The organism is Agrobacterium sp. 20P9.1.2 (assembly GCF_057799395.1).
The window spans coordinates 14,506-35,709 of sequence record NZ_JBYOKI010000003.1 but is presented as its reverse complement, the minus strand read 5'-3'; the positions used below and the strand labels follow the sequence as shown (position 1 = coordinate 35,709).

At 57.8% G+C, this 21,204-nt stretch carries 21 protein-coding genes and 1 riboswitch; of the genes, 8 read left to right on the top strand and 13 right to left on the bottom strand.

Annotation, left to right across the window (positions count from 1 at the left end; translation table 11 throughout):
* Window positions 1-101: 101 nt before the first annotated feature.
* The 6 genes from aat to AC27VJ_RS09540 all read right to left on the bottom strand — a co-directional run bounded on the left by aat (window position 102) and on the right by AC27VJ_RS09540 (window position 6,875).
* Window positions 102-740, bottom strand: a complete 639-nt coding sequence (aat, locus tag AC27VJ_RS09565; RefSeq protein ID WP_488683840.1) for a leucyl/phenylalanyl-tRNA--protein transferase — start codon at window positions 738-740, stop codon at window positions 102-104.
* 3 nt (window positions 741-743) lie between these two features.
* Complete coding sequence (gene accC / locus AC27VJ_RS09560) at window positions 744-2,087, bottom strand: acetyl-CoA carboxylase biotin carboxylase subunit (protein WP_113088175.1); 1,344 nt, start codon at window positions 2,085-2,087, stop codon at window positions 744-746.
* Between the two features lie 11 nt (window positions 2,088-2,098).
* Entirely contained in the window at window positions 2,099-2,578 is a 480-nt protein-coding gene (gene accB / locus AC27VJ_RS09555; RefSeq protein WP_353575778.1) for an acetyl-CoA carboxylase biotin carboxyl carrier protein, read from the bottom strand.
* A 27-nt stretch (window positions 2,579-2,605) separates the two neighbouring features.
* Window positions 2,606-3,043, bottom strand: coding sequence for a type II 3-dehydroquinate dehydratase (gene aroQ, locus AC27VJ_RS09550; protein WP_113088177.1), 438 nt, complete (start codon window positions 3,041-3,043; stop codon window positions 2,606-2,608).
* A gap of 259 nt (window positions 3,044-3,302) precedes the next feature.
* Window positions 3,303-4,436: a DUF2865 domain-containing protein gene (locus tag AC27VJ_RS09545; RefSeq protein ID WP_488684323.1), complete on the bottom strand. Its 1,134-nt coding sequence runs from the start codon at window positions 4,434-4,436 to the stop codon at window positions 3,303-3,305.
* A gap of 123 nt (window positions 4,437-4,559) precedes the next feature.
* Window positions 4,560-6,875, bottom strand: coding sequence for an NADP-dependent malic enzyme (locus AC27VJ_RS09540; RefSeq protein WP_488683839.1), 2,316 nt, complete (start codon window positions 6,873-6,875; stop codon window positions 4,560-4,562).
* 217 nt (window positions 6,876-7,092) lie between these two features.
* Here AC27VJ_RS09540 and AC27VJ_RS09535 point away from each other — a divergent pair, with 217 nt between their 5' ends.
* On the top strand, window positions 7,093-7,923 hold the full coding sequence (locus AC27VJ_RS09535; RefSeq protein ID WP_113088180.1) for a UDP-2,3-diacylglucosamine diphosphatase: 831 nt from the start codon (window positions 7,093-7,095) through the stop codon (window positions 7,921-7,923).
* 13 nt (window positions 7,924-7,936) lie between these two features.
* Here AC27VJ_RS09535 and dgcA read toward each other — a convergent pair whose 3' ends face one another.
* Window positions 7,937-8,920: an N-acetyl-D-Glu racemase DgcA gene (gene dgcA, locus AC27VJ_RS09530; protein ID WP_488683838.1), complete on the bottom strand. Its 984-nt coding sequence runs from the start codon at window positions 8,918-8,920 to the stop codon at window positions 7,937-7,939.
* A 142-nt stretch (window positions 8,921-9,062) separates the two neighbouring features.
* Between dgcA and AC27VJ_RS09525 the strand changes: the two genes are divergently transcribed.
* Genes AC27VJ_RS09525 through AC27VJ_RS09510 form a run of 4 tightly spaced genes read left to right on the top strand, consistent with a single transcriptional unit; the run spans window position 9,063 to window position 13,083 of the window.
* Window positions 9,063-10,223: an ABC transporter permease gene (locus AC27VJ_RS09525; RefSeq protein WP_113088182.1), complete on the top strand. Its 1,161-nt coding sequence runs from the start codon at window positions 9,063-9,065 to the stop codon at window positions 10,221-10,223.
* Between the two features lie 9 nt (window positions 10,224-10,232).
* The gene (locus tag AC27VJ_RS09520) at window positions 10,233-11,072 is read left to right on the top strand and encodes an ABC transporter ATP-binding protein (RefSeq protein ID WP_113088183.1); all 840 of its coding nucleotides are present in this window, start codon (window positions 10,233-10,235) and stop codon (window positions 11,070-11,072) included.
* 2 nt (window positions 11,073-11,074) lie between these two features.
* Complete coding sequence (locus AC27VJ_RS09515; RefSeq protein WP_353575773.1) at window positions 11,075-12,445, top strand: MlaD family protein; 1,371 nt, start codon at window positions 11,075-11,077, stop codon at window positions 12,443-12,445.
* A gap of 29 nt (window positions 12,446-12,474) precedes the next feature.
* Window positions 12,475-13,083: an ABC-type transport auxiliary lipoprotein family protein gene (locus AC27VJ_RS09510; RefSeq protein ID WP_488684322.1), complete on the top strand. Its 609-nt coding sequence runs from the start codon at window positions 12,475-12,477 to the stop codon at window positions 13,081-13,083.
* Between the two features lie 117 nt (window positions 13,084-13,200).
* Here the strand turns inward: AC27VJ_RS09510 and gcvP are convergent, their stop codons facing one another.
* The 4 genes from gcvP to AC27VJ_RS09490 form a co-directional block, all read right to left on the bottom strand.
* Complete coding sequence (gcvP, locus tag AC27VJ_RS09505; RefSeq protein WP_488683837.1) at window positions 13,201-16,065, bottom strand: aminomethyl-transferring glycine dehydrogenase; 2,865 nt, start codon at window positions 16,063-16,065, stop codon at window positions 13,201-13,203.
* Complete coding sequence (gene gcvH, locus AC27VJ_RS09500) at window positions 16,065-16,427, bottom strand: glycine cleavage system protein GcvH (RefSeq protein ID WP_045230457.1); 363 nt, start codon at window positions 16,425-16,427, stop codon at window positions 16,065-16,067. Before gcvH ends, gcvP begins: the two co-directional genes overlap by 1 nt.
* A 15-nt stretch (window positions 16,428-16,442) precedes the next feature.
* Complete coding sequence (gene gcvT / locus AC27VJ_RS09495) at window positions 16,443-17,582, bottom strand: glycine cleavage system aminomethyltransferase GcvT (protein WP_488683835.1); 1,140 nt, start codon at window positions 17,580-17,582, stop codon at window positions 16,443-16,445.
* A gap of 153 nt (window positions 17,583-17,735) precedes the next feature.
* A riboswitch (glycine riboswitch) is annotated at window positions 17,736-17,823 on the bottom strand.
* Window positions 17,824-17,951: 128 nt separating this feature from the next.
* A complete protein-coding gene (locus AC27VJ_RS09490; RefSeq protein WP_062449909.1) occupies window positions 17,952-18,137 on the bottom strand; it encodes a DUF3008 family protein in 186 nt (61 codons plus the stop codon).
* 130 nt (window positions 18,138-18,267) lie between these two features.
* Between AC27VJ_RS09490 and AC27VJ_RS09485 the strand changes: the two genes are divergently transcribed.
* The gene (locus AC27VJ_RS09485; protein WP_488683834.1) at window positions 18,268-18,672 is read left to right on the top strand and encodes a hypothetical protein; all 405 of its coding nucleotides are present in this window, start codon (window positions 18,268-18,270) and stop codon (window positions 18,670-18,672) included.
* Between the two features lie 79 nt (window positions 18,673-18,751).
* On the top strand, window positions 18,752-19,753 hold the full coding sequence (locus AC27VJ_RS09480) for a DUF1775 domain-containing protein (protein WP_488683833.1): 1,002 nt from the start codon (window positions 18,752-18,754) through the stop codon (window positions 19,751-19,753).
* A 57-nt stretch (window positions 19,754-19,810) separates the two neighbouring features.
* Here AC27VJ_RS09480 and AC27VJ_RS09475 read toward each other — a convergent pair whose 3' ends face one another.
* Both AC27VJ_RS09475 and AC27VJ_RS09470 read right to left on the bottom strand, forming a co-directional pair.
* Window positions 19,811-20,239, bottom strand: a complete 429-nt coding sequence (locus tag AC27VJ_RS09475; RefSeq protein ID WP_488683832.1) for a plastocyanin/azurin family copper-binding protein — start codon at window positions 20,237-20,239, stop codon at window positions 19,811-19,813.
* Between the two features lie 89 nt (window positions 20,240-20,328).
* Window positions 20,329-20,613, bottom strand: a complete 285-nt coding sequence (locus tag AC27VJ_RS09470; RefSeq protein WP_488683831.1) for a hypothetical protein — start codon at window positions 20,611-20,613, stop codon at window positions 20,329-20,331.
* 199 nt (window positions 20,614-20,812) lie between these two features.
* On the opposite strand from AC27VJ_RS09470, the gene crcB reads away from it, so the two are divergent.
* Window positions 20,813-21,190: a fluoride efflux transporter CrcB gene (crcB, locus tag AC27VJ_RS09465; protein WP_488683830.1), complete on the top strand. Its 378-nt coding sequence runs from the start codon at window positions 20,813-20,815 to the stop codon at window positions 21,188-21,190.
* Window positions 21,191-21,204: the final 14 nt, after the last annotated feature.

The window sequence follows — 21,204 nt, the reverse complement described above, 5'->3', positions numbered from 1 at the left end:
ACGCAATTATTGAAATGAGCGCAAATAACCGCATGACACCCCTGTTTAGATATTCGTCCTGAAAGGGTTAGGTCAGCACTTTGCGTCAAGCAAGTTGCGAACTATTGCCCGTCATCGATTTTGTCCCCGCCGAAATCCAGATGTTCCGAGCGCATTGCCGCATCCAGCATCTTCGCATACTCAACCTTCGGCACGTCAATGGCACCAAATGTCTTGAGATGCTCTGTCGTGAATTGGGTGTCGAGCAGCGTGAAGCCCTTTTCGCGCAGCCGCTCCACAAGATAGACGAGGCAGATCTTCGAGGCGTTTGTGCGTCTGGAGAACATGCTTTCGCCGAAGAAGGCGGAACCGAGCGAGACGCCGTAGAGACCGCCCACCAGTTCGTCGCCTTCCCAGGCTTCAACGCTGTGGGCATGGCCGATCTCGTGGAGTTCGGAGTAGAGGCGGCGAATGGTGGTGTTGATCCAGGTGCTAGGGCGATTGTCAGCTTCCGCAGCGCAGCCTGCCATGACGCCTTCGAAATCCGTATCGAATCGGATGTCGAACGGCTTTTTGCGAATGACTTTGGCGAGGCTTTTGGAGACGTGGAAATCGTTGAGCGGGATGATGCCGCGCAGTTCCGGCTCGACCCAGAAAAGCTCCGGGTCATCTGCCGCATCGGCCATGGGGAAGAGGCCGATGGAATAGGCGCGCAGCAGAATATCGACGGTTATATCGTTATTTCTGCTGCGCCTTGCCATCGATCAGCTTTTGTCGCCGGCCAGATATTTTTCCAGCCAGTGAATGTCGTAATCACCCTTCAGGATGTCTTCGTTCTGAAGAAGATCCTGAAAGAGCGGCAGCGTCGTCTTAATGCCGTCAACCACGAATTCGTCCAACGCGCGGATCAGACGACGAATGCATTCGTCGCGATTGCGGCCGTGCACGATCAGCTTGCCGATCATGCTGTCGTAGTAAGGCGGAATCTTGTAGCCCTGATAGGCACCGGAATCCACGCGCACGCCGAGACCGCCGGGCGTGTGGAAATAGGTGAGCGTACCCGGAGACGGAACGAAGGTGCGTGGATCTTCGGCGTTGATACGGCATTCAATGGCGTGGCCGTTGAATTTTACTTCATCCTGAGTAACCGAAAGGCCTTGGCCGGATGCAACGCGAATCTGCTCCTGAACGAGGTCCATGCCGGTGATTGCTTCCGTGACCGGATGCTCCACCTGAAGACGGGTGTTCATTTCGATGAAATAGAACTCGCCGTTTTCGTACAGAAACTCGATGGTGCCGGCACCACGATATTTCAGCTTGCGCATGGCATCGGCGCAAATCTCGCCGATCTTCATACGCTGCTCAACGGTCAGTGCCGGAGAGTTGGCCTCTTCAAGAACCTTCTGGTGGCGGCGCTGCAGCGAGCAATCGCGTTCGCCCAGATGGATCGCATTGCCTTCACCATCGCCGAAAACCTGAACTTCGATGTGGCGCGGCTTGCCGAGGTACTTTTCCATGTAGACGGCGTCGTTGCCGAAAGCGGCCAGCGCTTCGGAACGCGCCGTGGAAACGGCCTCTTCGACTTCCGATTCGGTATTGGCAACCTTCATGCCGCGTCCACCGCCGCCAGCCGTCGCCTTGATCAGAACCGGGAAGCCGATCTTGCGGGCGATATCCAGAGCGTTTTCGGGCTTCACTTCGCCATCGGAACCGGGAACGACGGGAATACCGAGTTCCTGCGCGGTCTGCTTGGCGGTGATCTTGTCACCCATGATGCGGATGTGGTCGGCGGTCGGTCCGATGAAGGTGATGCCATGCGCGTCGAGAATATCCGCGAATTTGGCATTTTCCGACAGGAAGCCGTAGCCGGGGTGAACGGCGTCCGCACCGGTGATTTCGCAGGCCGCAACGATCTGGTGGATGTTGAGGTAGCTGTCACGCGAAGGCGGCGGGCCGATGCACACGCTTTCGTCGGCAAGGCGCACATGCATGGCATCCGCGTCAGCCGTGGAGTGGACGGCAACCGTCGGAATGCCGAGTTCCTTGGCGGCGCGCAACACGCGAAGGGCAATTTCGCCGCGATTGGCGATGAGGATTTTGGATACCATGAAATCAGCCCTTATTCGATGACCACGAGGGCTTCACCATACTCGACTGGCTGCGAGTCGTTGACGATGATTTCCGTGACCTTGCCCGACTTTGGTGCCGGAATCTGGTTCATGGTCTTCATGGCTTCAACGATGAGAAGCGTCTGGCCTTCCTTGACGGTGGCGCCGACTTCGATGAATGCGCGTGCGCCCGGAGCAGGCGAAAGATACGCCGTGCCGACCATGGGCGATGTTACGGTGTTGGCCGGGTTGCGGGCAGGGGCAGCGGGAGCCGCTGCTGCTGCCGGTGCAGCCGCTGGCGCAGGGGCGGCAGGTGCCTGTGCGTAGGATGGCGGGGCTGCTGCATAGACCGTTGCTGGCGGGATGGAACGCGAAACGCGAATGCGTAGATCGTCCTGCTCGACCTCGATCTCGGAAAGGTCGGTGTCGTTGAGAATATTCGCGAGATCGCGGATCAGCTCTTTATCGATACCGTTTTTCTTTTCAGACATGACAAACCCTATTCTGATTGTTTCTTTTTATGCCGTGATATTTTTCAAGGCGTTAAGCGCCATGATGTAGCCATATGGCCCGAAGCCACAGATCATTCCCTTTGCGGCGGGCGCTATCATCGATTTATGGCGGAATTCCTCGCGTGCGTGGATGTTGGAAATATGAACCTCCAGCACCGGAACGGAAATGGCTCTGATAGCATCATGCAACGCAATGGATGTATGTGCATAAGCGCCGGGATTGATGACGACACCGGCGGCGCGTTCGCCAGCTTCGTGCAACAGGTCTACCAGAGCACCCTCATGGTTGGACTGGTGACACTCGACCACAAAGCCAAGCTCTTCACCGGCCTTGATGCAGTCGCTCTCAATATCTTTCAGGGTCTTGCCGCCATAAATGCCCGGCTCCCGTTTTCCCAACATGTTGAGGTTGGGTCCGTTGAGGACGAAGATCGTGTTGCTCATTTGCGGTTCCGTCAAAAAATCAGGGCCACCTATAGACCGCGCGACCGCGAAGGAAAAGCCCCGAAGCGCGTAAAGCACGGGTTGTCCTTAATGTTCTGGCTTTTATGGGTGTTTTTGCGTTGGTTTTACTTGGATTTTGCCGTTGCGGCTTCATCTTTGCAGCAAGCAGAGAGATGAAAAACGGAAGATCGGCTTTGTGATCGATGCCTTGCCATGTGCGGTGATCGTATTGCGAATACGTTTCTCACCGAAAACCCACCTACTGCTGCTGTGGCTGCGCGCCCTTCACTGCCGGGTTCTTGAGGTCGATGCGGCTGGTTTCCTCGGGTAGGAACTGAGGGCCAACGATGCGGACCTTGCTGTTCTTAGGGTCGTAGTCCCGCTCGGGAATGGGCTCGGCTTTCTCCACCGGCTTCGTTTCGGCTGGTTTTGGTGCAGCGTCAACCTTGGGCGATGTGATGGTGGTGATGCTGGAGCCGTTCTGAAGAGCGGTGGATTGGGGTGCCTGCTCCTGCTTTTTCATCTCGTCATGGTACGCCGCCATGTTGCAGCTGCATGAGGGTGAGCGGGAGGCGCTGGGATTGTTGCGGTAGGCGAAGGCTGTGGGCATCGAGGCGTATGGCTGGCCGGTTTTGGCGGAGACCATGTCGGAACTCTCCTGACCCTCAAGCGAGTGGTAGAAAAGTTCGGTTTCCGTGCCGGGACACATGCGCTCGCATTGTGCGGCCTGTGCGCGGAAATCGAGCGGCGTTGCGTCTGAGGAAATGGGGAAGAAGGCGCCGTCGCAGGTACGGACACACAGCGTTCTCAGCCCGCCCTGCATGGGCATATCCGGGTTGGGCGCGTAATCCGGATTGTCCGGTTGGTCGAAGGGATCGCCGGGGCCACGCATATCCGGGTTTTGCGATGTATCTGTTGACGTAAAGGATGGCGATTGCTCGTCGAAGCAGCCCTGCGCATCCAGTGCCGCCATAATGCGTTGGCGACCGTCCTGAGCATTGTCTGCCCGTTGTGCGGCCAGCATCCGGTCACGATCTTCCGCGATCATGTCCCGCTCGGCCTGCGCCTGTACCAGCGCGTCACCAATTTCCCCGCAAAGTTGGGCGTTGGGATTGCCGTAAACAATGATGCTGCCTGAGGAGCAGCCGTAGCTGCGCATGTCGTTCTTGATACGGCGGATGACGATATTCTGCTGGGCGAGCGCGTTGGCGTATCGGCGAACTTCCGCAGTATTACCGATGATCTGTGTCGGTTGATCCAGCTGCGCGCGCAAGGAATCACAGACCGCGCTTGCCTGCGCCGAGAGGGGCGCAGCAAACAGCAGCGTAACGAGCGTGCCGAACAATCGGCTGCGGCGCGGGATCAATGGTCCGTCCGTTTCCTGACCCGCCATCATGCCGGTCATATCCTGTTGATTATCGCCCGCGATGGGTGAGCGAATATACTTTAGCTCAGGATAACATAGTGCTGTGCCGCAAAGCGGCAACAGCCGGTTCAAAATTATGTTAACCCGCGCTTACTCGGATGGGTTGGACGCCTGCACCACGGCAAGTGCCGCCATGTTGACCACGCCGCGCGATGTGACTGTCGGCGACAGGATGTGGACGGGCAGGGCAGAGCCGAGAAGGATCGGGCCGACATGCAGGCCTTCCGTCATGGTACGCACGACGCCGAGCGTAATGTTGGCCGAATCGAGGTTCGGGAAAACCAGAAGGTTGGCTTCGCCGGAAAGCGAGCTATTGGGCATGGCACGCTTGCGCAGCGTTTCCGATAGCGCCGACCCACCCTGCATTTCGCCATCGATTTCCAGTTCCGGCGCTGCATTGCGCACCAGCTGAAGCGCGCGGCGCATCTTGCGGGCGCTTTCGGAATCCCGCGAGCCGAAATTCGAATGGCTGGCGAGAGCGATCTTCGGCGTGATGCCGAAACGCTTGATTTCCTTGGACGCGAGGATTGCCAGTTCCGCGATGTCTTCTGCCGTCGGCTCGTAATTGACGAAGGTGTCGGTCAGGAACAGCGCGCCCTGCTGGGTGATCAGCAGGCTGAGGCCGCCAAATGTATGCGCATTCTGCTGCTTGCCGATGATCTGGTTCACATCGCGCAGATGCCGGTCGAAACGGCCTTCCAGACCACAGATTAGAGCATCCGCTTCACCACGCTTGACGGAGAGCGCGCCGATGACCGTGCTGTTGGTACGAACGATGGTACGCGCCGCTTCCGGGTTGATACCGGCACGGCCGACCAGCGCGAAATAGTCATCGACATATTCACGGTAGCGTGGATCGTCTTCCGGATTGACCACGGCAAAGTCGGCATTGGGGCGAATGCGAAGACCGAAGCGCTTCAGGCGCGTCTCGATGATCTGCGGACGACCGATGAGGATCGGAACGCCGGTGCCTTCTTCCAGCAGAACCTGCGCGGCGCGCAGCACGCGTTCGTCTTCGCCTTCCGCAAAAATGATGCGCTTCTTTTCCGCTGTCTTCGCCAGATTGAAGATGGGCTTCATGATGAAGCCGGAACGCCAGACGAAGCGGTTCAGCTGATCGAGATAGGCGTCGAAATCGGTAATCGGACGCGCTGCGACGCCGCTCGCTGCCGCAGCGCGTGCAACGGCTGGCGCGATGCGCAGGATGAGGCGCGGATCGAAGGGCGAGGGGATGAGGTAGTTCGGTCCGAAGATCGGCGTTTCATCGCTATAGGCCTTTGCCGCGACTTCCGAAACTTCTTCACGCGCCAGTTCTGCAATGGCGTGAACGGCGGCCATCTTCATTTCTTCGTTGATGGTGGTCGCGCCGCAATCCAGTGCGCCCCGGAAAATATAGGGGAAGCACAGCACGTTGTTGACCTGGTTCGGGAAGTCCGAACGGCCCGTGCAGATCATGGCATCAGGGCGCGCCAGACGGGCGAGTTCCGGCATGATTTCCGGGTTCGGGTTGGCCAGCGCCAGGATGAGCGGCTTTTCGGCCATGCGTGCCAGAAGTTCCGGCTTCAGAACGCCAGCAGCGGAAAGGCCTAGGAAAACGTCGGCATCATCGATTGTTTCATGGAGCGCACGCTTGTCGGTCTTCTGGGCGTAAACCTCTTTCCACTCGTCCATCAACGTGTTGCGGCCATCATAAACGAGGCCTTCAATATCGTGGACCCAGATGTTTTCCCGCTTTGCGCCCAGTTCGACCAGCAGGTTGAGGCAGGCCAGTGCTGCAGCGCCCGCGCCAGACGCGACGATCTTGACGTTGCTGATGGTCTTGCCGGCAAGCTCCAGCGCGTTGGTTACCGCAGCGGCAACGATGATGGCTGTGCCGTGCTGGTCATCGTGGAAGACGGGGATGTTCATCTTCTCGCGAAGCTGACGTTCCACCTCGAAACATTCCGGCGCCTTGATGTCTTCAAGGTTAATGCCGCCGAAGGTGGGCTCCAGCGCCGAGATGGTGGAGACCATGTCATTGATGCCGGGTGCATCGATTTCGATGTCGAACACATCGATGCCCGCAAATTTCTTGAACAGAACGGCTTTGCCTTCCATCACTGGCTTGGACGCCAGCGGGCCGATATTGCCGAGGCCGAGAACCGCCGTGCCGTTGGAAATCACGGCGACCAGATTGGCGCGCGCCGTATATTGCGCAGCCGTTTCCGGGTTTTCGTGAATGGCAAGGCAGGGTGCCGCCACGCCGGGGGAATAGGCGAGCGCCAGATCGCGCTGGTTGCCCAGCGGCTTGGAGGCCTGAATTTCCAGTTTTCCGGGGCGCGGATAGCGGTGGTAGAAAAGCGCCTGTTCTTCCAGATCCGCATTGGCGTTTTTGTTTTGCGTGTTGCCCGTGTCCTGAGAACTCATTCTATCACCGCTTATTTCAAGTTTCTTGGAGGCCTTTGCATACAACAATCGGCCAGTGCGTACAGCCGTTTATTTTGTCCGAGGTCGGCAAAATCGGTAGTTTAGATATCGCGTAAAAATGTGGTCCGGTGCGTGTAAATCTCGTTTTGTCATCTTGCTGAAACACGAGTCTGGTTTTGCAGGGGATGAAAGTTGCCGAGACAGGGGGAAGATTTCCATGGCCGCGCAAACCGAAGCCAGACAGTTCAGAACGCTTTTCATTTCCGATGTGCATCTTGGCTCTAAAGCGGCCAAAACGGATTTCCTTCTGGATTTCCTGCGTCACCACGAGGCTGAGACCATCATCCTCGTCGGCGATATCATTGACGGCTGGCGCCTGCGCCGCAACTGGTACTGGCCGCAAGGCTGTAACGACGTGGTGCAGAAGCTTCTTCGCAAGGCGCGCAAGGGCACCCGCATCATCTATATTCCCGGAAACCACGACGAGTTCCTACGCGAATTTCCGGGCACGCATTTTGGCGGCATCGAAGTTGCCGAGCGCATGATCCACGAAGCTGCAGACGGCAAGAAATACCTTATCATCCATGGCGATGAGTTTGACGTTGTGGTTCGCAACGCCCGCCTGCTGGCCTATCTGGGCGACTGGGCCTATGACGCGGCGATTGCCATCAACGTTTTGCTGGCGGCTATCCGCCGCAGGATAGGGCTTCCGTACTGGTCGTTTTCGGCCTGGGCAAAGCTTCAGGTCAAGCACGCCGTCAACTTCATCGGCGAATTCCAGCGTGTGGTGGCGGAAGAAGCCCGCCGCAACAAAGTGGATGGCGTTATCTGTGGCCATATTCACCACGCGGTGATGGAGGATATTGAAGGTATCCGTTACATCAACACCGGTGACTGGGTGGAAAGCTGCACGGCGGTTGCCGAAAATGCCGATGGCACCTTCGAGCTGATCACCTGGATGCAGGCCGGTGACAAGACCGAAGACCACACGGTGGGCGAACTGGAGCCAGTCGCTTTCCCCAAGCTCATCGGCACCTACGCCGCATAACGGACTTTGCCGATCATCCCCACAGTTCCGGCTTTGGCGGGTAGACGAGCGATCCTTCATAGATGAGGCCCGGGACACGATCCCGTGCCAGAAGCAGCGGGCCATCGAGATCCGCAAATGCCGTATCCTGCGCCAGCATCAACGCCGGTGCCATGCCGAGTGACGTTCCCAGCATGCAGCCGACCATGATCGTGTAGCCCAGACGCTGCGCTTCTTTCTTCATGACGAGCGCCTCGGTTAATCCGCCGGTCTTGTCGAGCTTGATGTTAATGGCGTCGTAGCGGTCGCGCAGCGAGGCGAGATCGGCGGTCAGATGAACGCTCTCATCGGCGCAGATAGGTACTGCGCGGTTGATGCGCGACAGAATACTGTCCTTGCCAGAGGGTAGGGGCTGTTCGATCAGCGCGATGTCCAGCTCCGCCGCGACTTTCAGGTAATGCTCGATATTCTCCTCCGTCCAACCTTCATTGGCATCGATGATGATGCGAGCCTTGGGCGCTGCCGCTCGAACGGCGCGTAGCCGAGCCTCGTCATCGTCCGTTCCGGTTTTGATCTTTAACAGCGGTCGCGCGGCATTCTCGGCGGCTTTGGCAGCCATTGTGTCCGCATCGCCCAGCGAAATCGTATAGGCGGTGACGATAGGGCCGGGGGCGACTGGCAGAAGCGAGGAGGTAACACTCTTGCCCGAGAGCTTGGCTTCCAGATCCCACAAAGCGCAATCCACCGCATTGCGGGCCGCACCCGGCTTCATCGCGTCTTGCAGCGCGTGGCGGTCCATGCCCTGCGACATCGCCTGTTCCATGGCGCGGATATCGGCAAGCACGCCGTCAATCGATTCGCCATAACGCTTATAAGGAACGCATTCACCCACGCCTTTGACGCCATTTTGCTCGATCGTGCAGATCACGACCTCCACTTCTGTGCGGCTTCCGCGAGAAATGGTGAAGCTGCCCGCAACCGGGAATGTTTCAGCTGTGGCTTGAATGTAACGATGCATCAAAATTGCCTTCGCGTTGGGGGATAAACCGGTAAACAGACGAAAAAACTCCGGAATTCTTCCGCAGTGCTGTGGCTTGGTGATCCGTCACTCGATATGAATCGTTAAGAATCTTTAATAGGCTGCATTCGCTTGGAGCAAGATGCAAGAACTTGAAACACGGCAACAGGCGCAACCGGCAGCAATCTCGGCTAATGATGACGCCCAGAATGGCGCTGCGCGCTTTGCCTTGAGCGGATCGTGGCGCAACGCCAACATCTCTTCGGTTCTTCCCGATATCGAAAAGCTCGAGAAATCCAAGCCTTCCGGCTCGATTACCATTGATCTCTCGGATGTCGACAACATCGATACTACGGGTGCCTGGATTTTGCGGCGCATGCGCCACCGCATGGAGCAGTCCGGCACGCAAGTTGCCTTCGAGGGCAATGAGAAGATTGAGGAAATCATCTCTGCTTTGCCGGAGGAAGCACCTCTCCCGCCCAAGGAAACCAGCAAAAAGGGTCTCGTCGAGCGCGTCTTTGATCCCATCGGCAAAAATGTCGTGCAGGCTGGCGCAGATTTTCTGGCGGGCATGTATATTCTCGGCTCCGCCGTGCGTGGCGCGCAGATGAAGCTGGGGCGAGGGCGCGGCGTTTCGCCTGCTGCCATCGTCAACCAGATCGACCATATGGGCGTACGCGCCGTTCCCATCATTCTACTGATGTCGTTCCTCATCGGCGCGATCATCGCGCAGCAGGGCGCGTTCCAGCTGCGGTATTTCGGCGCTGAAGTCTTCGTTGTAGACCTCGTCGGCATTCTCCAGCTGCGTGAAATCGGCGTGTTATTGACCGCCATCATGATCGCGGGCCGTTCCGGCAGCGCGATCACCGCCGAAATCGGCTCGATGAAAATGCGCGAGGAAATCGATGCGCTAAAGGTCATCGGCTTGAACCCGGTCGGCGTTCTCGTGTTTCCGCGGCTGGTTGCGCTGACAATCGCGCTGCCGCTTTTGACGATCATCGCCAACTTTGCGGCTCTGTTGGGCGCGGCTGTCGTCTCGCTGCTTTACTCCGGCATCACCTTCGAGGTCTTCCTGTCGCGCCTTCATTCTGCGGTGGAAATCTCGACAATCGCATCGGGCATGATCAAGGCACCCTTCATGGCGTTGATCATCGGCATCGTCGCGGCTGTGGAAGGCATGAAAGTGGGCGGCAGTGCTGAGTCGCTCGGTCAGCATGTGACATCATCCGTGGTGAAGTCCATTTTCGTCGTGATTCTGGTGGATGGCGTCTTTGCCATCTTCTATGCAGCCATCGATTTTTAAGGAGCGGCTGTGCAGGATCAGGAACGGAAGACAGATAACAAAGAGAACAATAAGGATCGGGAAGTCATTCTCTCGGTGGAAGGCGTGACTGTTGCATTTGGTGACAAGGTCGTTCTCGACAACCTTGATCTTGATGTCTATCGCGGCGAAATTCTTGGTTTCATCGGGCCATCAGGCGCTGGCAAGTCCGTTCTGATGCGCGCGGTTTTGCGCCTGCTAAACCGTCAGAGCGGCACGATAAAGATTCTGGGTACGGATTATGACAAGGCGACGGAAGAAGAGCGTATGGCGCTCGACACCCGCCTTGGCGTGCTGTTCCAGCAGGGTGCGTTGTTTTCCGGCCTGACCGTGAAGGAAAACATCCAGCTGCCCATGCGCGAATATCTGGATTTGCCTCAGCAGTTGATGGACGAGCTTGCTTCGCTGAAAATCGAGATGGTGGGTCTGGCTGCCGATGCGGCGGACAAGTATCCGTCAGAGCTTTCCGGCGGCATGATCAAGCGTGCCGCCTTGGCGCGTGCACTGGCGCTCGATCCCGACCTCGTCTTTCTCGATGAGCCGACATCTGGCCTCGATCCCATTGGTGCGGCAGAATTTGATATGCTGATTGCGCGGCTGCGCGATTCGCTGGGACTGACGGTCTATATGGTGACGCATGACCTCGACAGTCTGTTTTCGGTCTGCGACCGCATAGCCGTCCTGGGCGACAAGAAAGTCGCCGTGGAAGGCACACTTGAGGAAATGTTCGATAGCGACGATCCTTGGGTTCAATCATATTTCCGCGGAAAGCGGGCACGCGCCGTCGTCCTACCGGATGGCACGCAACACATTCCGGGGAGTGACGGATAGCCATGGAAACCAAGGCAAATTACACCATCGTCGGGATTTTCACGCTGATCGTGATCGCAGCCGCCTTTGGCTTCGTTTACTGGATGGCGGAATTCGGACGCGGTGGCCCAACAGCCCAGCTGACGATCCGTATTCCCGGCTCCGCCAATGGTCTGTCGGTCGGCTCTCCCGTGCGCTTCAACGGTATTCCCGTGGGCACCGTGCGCGGCCTGTCCATCGACCGGGACGATCCGGCCTATTCGATTGCGTTTACGGAAGTGCAGGCCGATGCGCCGGTGTTTCCATCCACCCGCGCCGTGCTTGAAATTCAGGGCCTGACGGGTGCCGCCTATATCGAACTTTCCGGCGGTCGTAACAATGAAGAGCGTATTCTGCAAAAGTCCTTCGACACCGGCGTGCCAGCAGAGTTGACCGCCGATCTCTCGAGCGTGACGAACCTTCTGGCGACGGCCGACAAGATTCTGCGCCGCGCCGATGGCGCAATTGGCGAGTTGCAGGGCTTCGTGCAGGACGCCCGTGGACCTCTGACGCAAACGGTGCGGAATGCGGAGAAATTCTCCAATGCGCTGGCCTCGAATTCCGATGGCATCGAGAATTTTCTGGAAAGCCTGAGCTCGCTCTCCACCACCGTTCAGTCCGTGTCCGTGCGTCTGGATAGCACGCTGACGGCGGTTGAAGATTTGGTAAAGGCTGTGGATTCGCAGAAGATCGATTCCATTCTGACCAATGTCGACAAGGTCACGGCCGATGTGGCGGCGTCTTCCGGCGGCATTCAGACCGTGATGGAAACTGTGCAGCGCACCTCGCGCAACTTCGAGCAGGCAAGCGCCGAGGTTCAGACAGTTGTGAAGCGTGCGGATGAATTGCTGGCATCGGTTGATGCGGCAAAGGTCAGCAATGCGGTGGAAGATGTTTCCGCAGCAACTGCCGATGCCCGTCAGGCCATTTCCACCTTCCGTCAGATTGCGGACGATGTCGGCACGCGCCGTCCGGATATCGATCAGGCGATTGCCGATTTCACCGATATGTCGCGCAAGCTGAACTCCGCTTCCAGCCGTGTAGACGGAATTCTGGCGAAAGTTGACGGTCTGCTTGGAACCGATGACGCCAATTCGCTTTTTGCCAAGGCGCGTGAGACGCTTGCTTCCTTCAAGGCGGTTGCGGATAATCTCAACACACGCATTGGTCCGATTGCCGATAATCTGGCGCGGTTCTCCAGCTCAGGTCTGAAAGATTTCCAGGCGCTGATCGGCAGCACTCGCCAGACTGTGGACAATCTGAACAACACGATCACGAATTTCGATCGCGATCCGCAGCGCCTGATCTTTGGCGGCGAGAACGTGAAACAGTATGATGGCCGGACAAGGCGTTGACGGGGGTTGAGGATTTGAAAGTTTCGTTGATGCGCTGGCAGGGGTCTGTCCCGGCCCGAACCAAGGTTTTCGTCGTAATGCCGCTTCTCGCCGGGCTTCTAGCCGGTTGTGGCAGCAGTGCTAAGAACGATACGTTCGACCTTTCCGTATCGTCCGCGCCCGTCAGCCAGGCACCGTCGCTGCGCTCACGCCAGCTTCTGATTGCCGATCCGACGGCACTCAAGGCACTGGACAGCGAAAACATCGTGGTCCGCCTGTCTGGCTCCGAAGTGCAGTATCTCGCCAACTCGCAGTGGAGTGATCGCCTGCCGCGCATGGTGCAGTCCAAGCTGGTGGAAGCCTTTGAAGACACCGGCAAGCTCGGTGGCGTCGGTCGTCCGGGGCAGGGTCTGGCCATCGACTATCAGGTCGTGACTGACATTCGCGCCTTCGAAGTCGATACGGCCAAGAACATCGCTTATATCGAGATTTCCGTGAAGCTGCTGAACGACAAGAACGGCACGGTCAAATCACAGGAAGTGTTCCGCTCCAGCGCCCGCGTCAGCGGTTCGGGAAATGCCAATCTCGTAAAGGCATTGGACAACGCATTCGCCTCATCCTCGCGTGAGATCGTGGCCTGGACGTTGCGCTCGCTGTAAGCGGGCGACAGACGTTTCACGGCGACCTGCCGCATTCACCGTTTTGCAGCACTCAAATTGAGACGCCCTGAATCAAAAGGCCCGGATCGCTCCGGGCCTTTTGCTTGATGGTTTGGCTTATTCCGCCGCTTCCGCATACTCGCTCATCGGCGGGCAGGTGCAGATGAGGTTGCGGTCGCCATATACGTTGTCGACGCGGTTGACCGGCGACCAGTATTTGTCCACGCGGAACGCGCCAGGTGGGTAGCAGGCCTGTTCGCGAGAGTAAGGACGATCCCAGTTTCCAACGAGGTCTTCCACCGTGTGGGGCGCGTTCTTCAGCGGGTTGTTGGTCTTGTCGGAACGACCTTCCTCGATATCGCGGGCTTCCTGACGGATGGCGAGCATGGCGTCGCAGAAGCGGTCGAGTTCGGCCTTCGGCTCGGATTCGGTCGGCTCGATCATCAGCGTACCGGCAACTGGCCAGCTCATGGTCGGGGCGTGGAAACCGCAGTCGATCAGGCGCTTTGCCACATCGTCCACCGTCACGCCGCAGCTCTCGTTGAGCGGACGGGTGTCGATGATGCACTCATGCGCCACACGTCCGGCTTCGGACTTGTAGAGCACGTCGTAAGCGCCCTTCAGCCGGGCAGCGATGTAGTTGGCGTTGAGGATGGCGACCTTGGTTGCCTGCGTCAGCCCTTCGCCGCCCATCATCAGGCAGTAGCTCCAGGAGATCGGCAGGATCGATGGCGAACCGAAAGGTGCAGCAGACACCGCACCGGTGCGTCCATCGCTGGCCGGGTGACCGGGCAGGTAGGGAGCCAGATGCGCCTTGACGCCAATCGGGCCCATGCCGGGGCCGCCGCCGCCATGCGGGATGCAGAAGGTCTTGTGCAGGTTGAGGTGCGACACGTCGGAGCCGATATCGCCCGGACGGGAAAGACCGACCATGGCATTCATGTTGGCGCCGTCGAGATAGACCTGACCACCGTGTTCGTGGGTGATCTCGCAAATCTCGCGAACGGTCTCTTCAAACACGCCGTGGGTGGACGGATAGGTGATCATGCAGCACGAGAGGTTTTCCGCGTATTGCTTTGCTTTTTCACGGAAATCTTCGATATCGATATCGCCGTTTTCTCTCACCTTCACCGGTATCACGCGCATGCCGACCATCTGTGCGGAGGCAGGGTTGGTGCCGTGTGCAGAGGTTGGAATGAGGCAAACATCGCGATGCGCATCGCCGCGTGCGAGGTGATAGTTACGTATGGTCAAGAGGCCCGCATATTCGCCCTGCGCGCCGGAATTCGGCTGCATGGAGAAGGCGTCGTAGCCGGTCACCTGGCAGAGCTTGGCGGAGAGATCGTCGATCATTTCCTTGTAGCCCAACGCCTGATCGGCTGGCACGAAGGGATGGATATCGGAAAATTCCGGCCATGTGATCGGCAGCATTTCGGCTGTCGCATTCAGCTTCATGGTGCAGGAACCAAGCGGGATCATGGAGCGGTCGAGCGCCAGATCGCGGTCCGAAAGACGGCGGATGTAACGGGTCATCTCGCTTTCGGCGCGGTTCATGTGGAATATCGGATGCGTCATGTACTGGCTGGTCCGCAGCAGATCCTTCGGCAAGCGGTATTCCGGCTCGAAATCCGAGATGGAGAAGTTGCCGCCGAATGCGCGCCACACGGCTTCCAGTGTTGCCGGACGCGTGCGCTCGTCAAGGCTCATGCCAATCTTGGTGGAGCCGACCTTGCGCAGATTGACGCCTTCGGCGACGGCGGCACGCAGGATGAGTGCCTGCATATGGCCGACATCGACCGTGATCGTGTCGAAGAAGGTTTCGGGCTCGATGACGAAGCCGAGCTTCTCCAAACCCTTGACCATCAGCACAGCCTTCTGGTGGGTCTGCTGGGCAATGGCCTTGATGCCCTGCGGGCCGTGGAACACGCCATACATGGAGGCCATGACGGCCAGCAGCACCTGTGCGGTGCAGATGTTGGACGTGGCCTTTTCACGGCGGATATGCTGCTCGCGCGTCTGGAGCGACAGGCGGTAGGCGCGGTTGCCACGTGCATCGACCGATACGCCGACGAGACGACCGGGCATGGAGCGCTTGATGGCATCCTTGACGGCCATGAAGGCAGCATGTGGACCACCATAACCGACTGGAACGCCGAAACGCTGCGACGAGCCGATGGCGATATCCGCGTTCATTTCGCCGGGCGATTTCAGAAGCGTCAGCGCCAGTAGGTCAGTCGCGACAGCCGCGATTGCACCGGTCTGGTGCAGGCGGGAAATCAGGCCGGTGAAATCATTCAACTGACCGTGCGTGCCGGGATACTGGAACAGCGCGCCGAACACATCGACCGGATCGAGATCGGTGAAGGGATTGCCGACGATGACGTTCCAGCCGAGCGGCGCTGCGCGGGTTTCGATCAGTGCAATCGTTTGCGGATGGCAGTTGGCATCCACGAAGAAGGCGGTCGCCTTGGACTTCGCCACGCGCTGGCACATGGCCATGGCTTCGGCAGCAGCCGTCGCTTCATCCAGAAGCGAGGCGTTTGCGACATCCAGACCGGTCAGGTCGGAAATCATGGTCTGGAAGTTCAGCAGAGCTTCAAGACGGCCCTGAGAAATCTCTGGCTGGTAGGGCGTGTAGGCGGTGTACCAGGCTGGGTTTTCCAGAATGTTGCGCTGGATGACCGGCGGCGTGATGGTGCCGTAATAGCCCTGACCGATCAGCGAGGTCAGAACCTTGTTCTTGTTGGCGGTTTCGCGAAGGCGGTCCAGCGCTTCGCGTTCCGTCAACGCCGCACCCCAGGTGAGCGGCGTCTTCTGGCGGATGGAGGATGGCACGGTCGCGTCGATGAGGGCATCGAGGCTGTTGTAACCGATGACCTTCAACATATCCGTCATTTCCGACGGCGACGGCCCGATATGACGCCGGTTGGCAAAGTCATAGGGCTGATAGTCGGTGAAATGGAACTCTGTGGGAGTCGTCATTACGCAATAAGCTCCTTATAGGCCGCTTCATCCAGCAGCGCATCGGCGTCGGACGCGTTGGAAAGCTTGAGCTTGAAGAACCAGCCGGCACCCTGCGGATCGGAGTTGACCAGCGATGGGTCATCCACGATGGCCTGGTTGATCTCAGTGATCTCGCCATCCAGCGGACAATAAACGTCGGAAGCCGCCTTTACGCTTTCAACGGTTGCGGCATCGCCATCCTTGGAGAAGGTCGCGCCAACTTCTGGCAGCTCGACAAAGACCAGATCGCCCAGCTGCTCGGCAGCATGCGTTGTGATGCCAACAGTGGCAACATCGCCTTCAATCTTCAGCCACTCGTGTTCTTGAGTAAATTTCAGCATTGGTCTCTCCGGAAATTAGCGTTTGTAAGTGGGAGTAATAAAGGGCAGGGCGGCAACGGCGACAGGTAGATACTTGCCGCGGACTTCTGCGAAAATGGCGCTGCCCGGCGTTGCGAATTCTTTCGGCACGTAACCCATGGCAACCGGACCTTCTACAGTCGGGCCAAAACCGCCGGAGGTGACTTCACCAATCTCCTTGCTGCCTTCTGCATCAGCAAAAAGCTTGGCATGGCCACGCACAGGCGCCTTGCCTTCCGGCTTCAGGCCAACGCGGCGGCGGGCGGTTCCTTCGGCAAACTCACCCAGAATACGCTCGGCACCCGGGAAACCGCCTTCGCGATCACCGCCAGTACGGCGTGCTTTCTGGATTGCCCACTCAAGCGACGCTTCGATGGGGGATGTCGTAGTGTCTATGTCGTTGCCGTAAAGGCAAAGCCCGGCCTCGAGACGAAGGCTATCGCGCGCACCGAGACCGATGGCCTCGCAGTCTGGATGTTCCAGCAGTGCCTTGGCAATGAATTCAGCCTTGTCGGATGGAACGGAAATTTCGAAACCGTCTTCGCCGGAATAGCCGGAACGGGATACGATGCAAGGCACGTCATGCAGCGGAACTTCCCGCACATCCATAAACTTCATGCCCGAAACGCCAGCCCAGAGTTCCGCCAGAACGGCTTCGGCGCGTGGACCCTGAAGCGCGATGAGCGCGCGGTCTTCCAGCAGCGTCACATCGCAGCTATCGGAAAGATGCGCCTTCATATGGGCCAGGTCGGCGTCCTTGCAGGCAGCATTGACGACGACGAAGAGGTGATCGCCACGGTTGGTGATCATCAGATCATCCAGAATGCCGCCATTCTCATCGGTAAAGAAGCCATAGCGCTGACGGCCTTCCTTGAGACCGAGGATATCGACGGGAACCAGCTTTTCGAGAGCGAGGGCTGCGTCTTCCACCTTGCCGGACTTCGCCTTCACGATGACCTGACCCATATGGGAAACGTCGAACAGGCCTGCGGAGGTACGCGTGTGCAGATGCTCTTTCATCACGCCTGCGGGGTACTGCACCGGCATGTCGTATCCCGCGAAGGGAACCATGCGGGCGCCAAGAGACACATGAAGGGAATGAAGCGGGGTGACTTGTAACTCGGCTGTATCGGCCAAGGACGCCTCCAGGGTTACGCGATGTCGCGTGGGCTCATGTCATGACACTGTTCAAAGTGCCGGGTTCAAGAGCCCCCTCTGTCCTTGTCGCCTGAGATTGTTATCCCTTCGGCGAGCCGTCCTTATGCAGGTGGCTTCTCTCCAGAGTTCCGTCCTCGTCCGCTGGTCCTTTTGCCTGAGAGTTTCCGGGGCGGTTGCTCCTTCGGCCCCGCCGTGAGGCGGTGTCTCCCAGCGGGATGGAAGTTCATTATCTGCTTAGCCAGTTTCTTGGCAAGGACCAAATGACGCAGTCAAACAGTTTTTTGTTCAGCCTGCGCCATCGGTTCATGGGAACGGCGGGAGTTCTAACCAAGCCAAGTCAGCGTGACTTTAGTCTTCTTTCTTTTCTGGAAGCTTCTTGTGCTTGGTGGATGCCAGATCTTCCAGTTCCTTTTCTGTCATGGACTTAGCCATGGTTTTTGAAGCGCCTTGTAAACGGGATTTCGGCATATCGCCGCGTTTTGCGGCCAATGCCGCACCGGCTGCTTTCTGCTGCGCCTTGGATTTTGCGGGCATGGGGACGGTCTCCTCGCTGTCTTTGACTGTGCAGAGAACGTAGCGTCAAACGCAGCGGTTCCGCCTGCGTGCAATTGCACTTTGATTTACAGCAAAAACCGCGATATCGCTTCGTGTCATGAGAGCTTCCATGAGCAAGCAACCGACATTGGCGACGAGACTTCTGCGCATCTTCTGCGCCACGCTGATGCTGTCGCTAGGTTTCGCTCACAAGCCAGCAGTCGCGATTGCCGCTACAACGGTTGATTTCGATGAGGCTTATCGCCTTCCTGACGGAAGTTTTGCCGAAATCTGCGAGGGCCATGCGGCTGTGCAAACCGCGCATGAGAAGGGCAGGACGGATCACTCCGGTATATCCCTGTTCTGCGAAGCCTGCCTTCTGGCCTCCTCGATTCTTTTGCCAACACCGGATACGAATTCCTGGGTGAGGACGCATTTCGCGTGGCTGGATAATCGCCCGACGTTACGCGTCGCCATCGTGCATCATGTCGATGGCCAAAGCCCAAAAGCACGCGCCCCGCCTGCCTATCTTTGATCCCCGAACAGCCACCCTATACGACCGCTACATAGACGACCTGCGATGCTTCAACAGCCGCAGTCGAGAGGATCACAAGATGAAAATTCACAATGTTACGCTTTGCGCCGCTCTGCTGGCATCCGTTTCCACCGTCCCGGCCTATGCCCATACCAGCTTCGTCAACCCAACGGCGGAGCAGGAAAGCACCATCGTCGCCGCACTTCAGGTGCCGCATGGCTGCGATGGCGGCCTGCCCACGACGGAGGTACGCATCCAATTGCCGGAAGGTTTCATCTCCGCCAAGCCTCAGCCGAAAGCGGGTTGGGATATCGAGATCATCAAGGATGATTACAAGAAGAGCTACATGAACCACGGCACCGAGGTGACAAGCGGTCCTATCGAAATTCGCTGGACGGGCGGCGACCTTCCGGATGCCTATTACGATACATTCAACGTGCAGGGCAAAATCTCGGGCGTCGATGCAGGCACCAGCCTGCCATTCAAGGTCACGCAGATCTGCGGAGACAAGGGGACGGCCAATTGGGACGAAGTGGCCGAAAAGGGCCAGGACCCGCATTCCCTGAACAATCCGGCACCGACGATCAAGATCGTTGCAAAGCAGGCGATGGCCGAGGGTCACGACCATGATCACGCCGCGCACGATCACGGTGCTGGCGAACATGCCGCAGATGTCATGAAATCCGGTGATATCGAGCTTTCAGGCGCTGTTGCCAAGGCCATGCTGCCTGGCCAGCCGGTCGGTGGCGGGACCGTGATAATGAAGAATGACGGCGCTTCTGACGACCGGCTGTTATCGGTGGCGTCACCGCTCGCCGGGCGCGTCGAGATACACGAAATGGCAATGGTCAATGACGTGATGAAGATGCGCAAAATGGCTGCCGGTATCGTCATTCCCGCGGGCAAGACCGTGGATATGACATCCGGCGACCTTCACTTTATGTTCTACAATGTCAGCAAGCCCTTCGCCGAAGGCGACAAGGTGCCGGTAACGCTGACGTTTGAAAAGGCCGGAAAGGTCGATGTGATAATGGATGTGGGCTCTGCCAAGGGCGGCCACGAAGCGCATCAGCATAACTAAAAGAGAGGCTGCCGGTATCGCTGTGATCCGGCAGCCCTTCCACACTGACGTTTGTTTTTATTTTGTGACCGTCAGTCTGGCCTGCATTCCGGCCGCATAGTGGCCTTTGATGTTGCAGAAAAGAAGATAGGTTCCGGGAGTGAGTTTTGCTTTCAGCGTGCCGTTTTTTCCGGGTTTCAAATCCGACACTTCGCCGACGCTCTTGAGCTTTTTCTCGTCGATACGGTTCTTTGCTGTATCGACAGGAATTGTCTCGTCCGCAGACTTCAGCTTCACAAGAACCATTTCATGCTCTTCGGACATGGCGTCGTTGTGAACCACGAATGTAGCGCTTCCAGCCTTGACGGTTGGTTTATCAATAACGAGCGACATCGGTTGCCCGGCCTCGCCTTTCTCAGTTACTTTGATGGTTGTCGCAGCGAAGGCGGGTGCCGCGATGAACAGGGCGGCTGTTGTGGCCAGAATATATGTCGACGCGATTTTCATGAAGTTGCTCCCAATTTGCATCGTCCGGGAGCTTTTGCCTGCTGGCTGACAACAGGCTGAACGCTGAAGATAAAACGCACATAAGACGATTAGTCAGTTGCGGCTTTGTTTTCCTCATATGCTTCAATGACTTCTTCAAGAGTCGCCTGCGGGTTCTGATGCTTTCCGGCTGTCAGGAAATGAAGCGATAGTGCAGGCTGGCTTACCACGGCGACCATCTGGTTGAGCTGGCTCTCATCACTTTTTCCGGTCTTGCGTGCCAGTTCGCGCGCAGCCTGCTCGATTTCCATCTTTCGCGGCGCGCGCTGCACGGACTTGATGCTATCGGCAACAAATGCGGCGGTGGTCGCGGAAACTGTCAGAACCTGTACCATACGATCACCCTCCCTATCTTGGATGATCCAACTTATCAGATGTGAATTGACTCCCGATTAAATCCAAGGGTTGCATTTAAGTAAAGTTTTAACGAAACGCGGAATGCATTTTTTACCCTATGCGAGGCTTCGGGAATTTCTCTTTGGCCGTATTTGTCGTAGACAGGGGCTCATTTGCTTGCATATCCCGGAGAATTCTATGCTCAACATCGCGCTTGTTGCCCTTGGCGGTGCAATCGGTTCCGTTGCCCGTTATCTGGTGGGGCTGTGGGGCGTGCGGCTAGCGGGCGCGAATTTCCCTTGGGGCACGCTCACCGTCAATGTGGTCGGTGCGTTTCTGATCGGGCTGATGGTGGAGATGGTGGCCCGTCGTTTCGATGCGTCCGCCGAAATGCGGGTCTTCATCGTCACCGGCATTCTCGGTGGTTTTACGACGTGGTCTTCCTTCACGCTGGATGCCGTGGTGCTGTTTGAACGTGGCGATATAGGGCTTGCAGCGCTTTATCTTGGCGCGAGTCTCGTCGTTTCTTTCGCTGCAATCTTCGCCGGGCTGGCCTTGGGCCGCGCTTTGTTCTAAAGGCAACGGAAAAT

Bases quoted from the DNA above. Each gene is read 5' to 3' on its own strand.
- aat (WP_488683840.1), bottom strand. From the start codon at position 740: ATGGCAAGGCGCAGCAGAAATAACGATATAACCGTCGATATTCTGCTG.
- accC (WP_113088175.1), bottom strand. From the start codon at position 2,087: ATGGTATCCAAAATCCTCATCGCCAATCGCGGCGAAATTGCCCTTCGC.
- accB (WP_353575778.1), bottom strand. From the start codon at position 2,578: ATGTCTGAAAAGAAAAACGGTATCGATAAAGAGCTGATCCGCGATCTC.
- aroQ (WP_113088177.1), bottom strand. From the start codon at position 3,043: ATGAGCAACACGATCTTCGTCCTCAACGGACCCAACCTCAACATGTTG.
- AC27VJ_RS09545 (WP_488684323.1), bottom strand. From the start codon at position 4,436: ATGGCGGGTCAGGAAACGGACGGACCATTGATCCCGCGCCGCAGCCGA.
- AC27VJ_RS09540 (WP_488683839.1), bottom strand. From the start codon at position 6,875: ATGAGTTCTCAGGACACGGGCAACACGCAAAACAAAAACGCCAATGCG.
- AC27VJ_RS09535 (WP_113088180.1), top strand. From the start codon at position 7,093: ATGGCCGCGCAAACCGAAGCCAGACAGTTCAGAACGCTTTTCATTTCC.
- dgcA (WP_488683838.1), bottom strand. From the start codon at position 8,920: ATGCATCGTTACATTCAAGCCACAGCTGAAACATTCCCGGTTGCGGGC.
- AC27VJ_RS09525 (WP_113088182.1), top strand. From the start codon at position 9,063: ATGCAAGAACTTGAAACACGGCAACAGGCGCAACCGGCAGCAATCTCG.
- AC27VJ_RS09515 (WP_353575773.1), top strand. From the start codon at position 11,075: ATGGAAACCAAGGCAAATTACACCATCGTCGGGATTTTCACGCTGATC.
- AC27VJ_RS09510 (WP_488684322.1), top strand. From the start codon at position 12,475: ATGCGCTGGCAGGGGTCTGTCCCGGCCCGAACCAAGGTTTTCGTCGTA.
- gcvP (WP_488683837.1), bottom strand. From the start codon at position 16,065: ATGACGACTCCCACAGAGTTCCATTTCACCGACTATCAGCCCTATGAC.
- gcvH (WP_045230457.1), bottom strand. From the start codon at position 16,427: ATGCTGAAATTTACTCAAGAACACGAGTGGCTGAAGATTGAAGGCGAT.
- AC27VJ_RS09490 (WP_062449909.1), bottom strand. From the start codon at position 18,137: ATGCCCGCAAAATCCAAGGCGCAGCAGAAAGCAGCCGGTGCGGCATTG.
- AC27VJ_RS09485 (WP_488683834.1), top strand. From the start codon at position 18,268: ATGAGCAAGCAACCGACATTGGCGACGAGACTTCTGCGCATCTTCTGC.
- AC27VJ_RS09480 (WP_488683833.1), top strand. From the start codon at position 18,752: ATGAAAATTCACAATGTTACGCTTTGCGCCGCTCTGCTGGCATCCGTT.
- AC27VJ_RS09475 (WP_488683832.1), bottom strand. From the start codon at position 20,239: ATGAAAATCGCGTCGACATATATTCTGGCCACAACAGCCGCCCTGTTC.
- AC27VJ_RS09470 (WP_488683831.1), bottom strand. From the start codon at position 20,613: ATGGTACAGGTTCTGACAGTTTCCGCGACCACCGCCGCATTTGTTGCC.
- crcB (WP_488683830.1), top strand. From the start codon at position 20,813: ATGCTCAACATCGCGCTTGTTGCCCTTGGCGGTGCAATCGGTTCCGTT.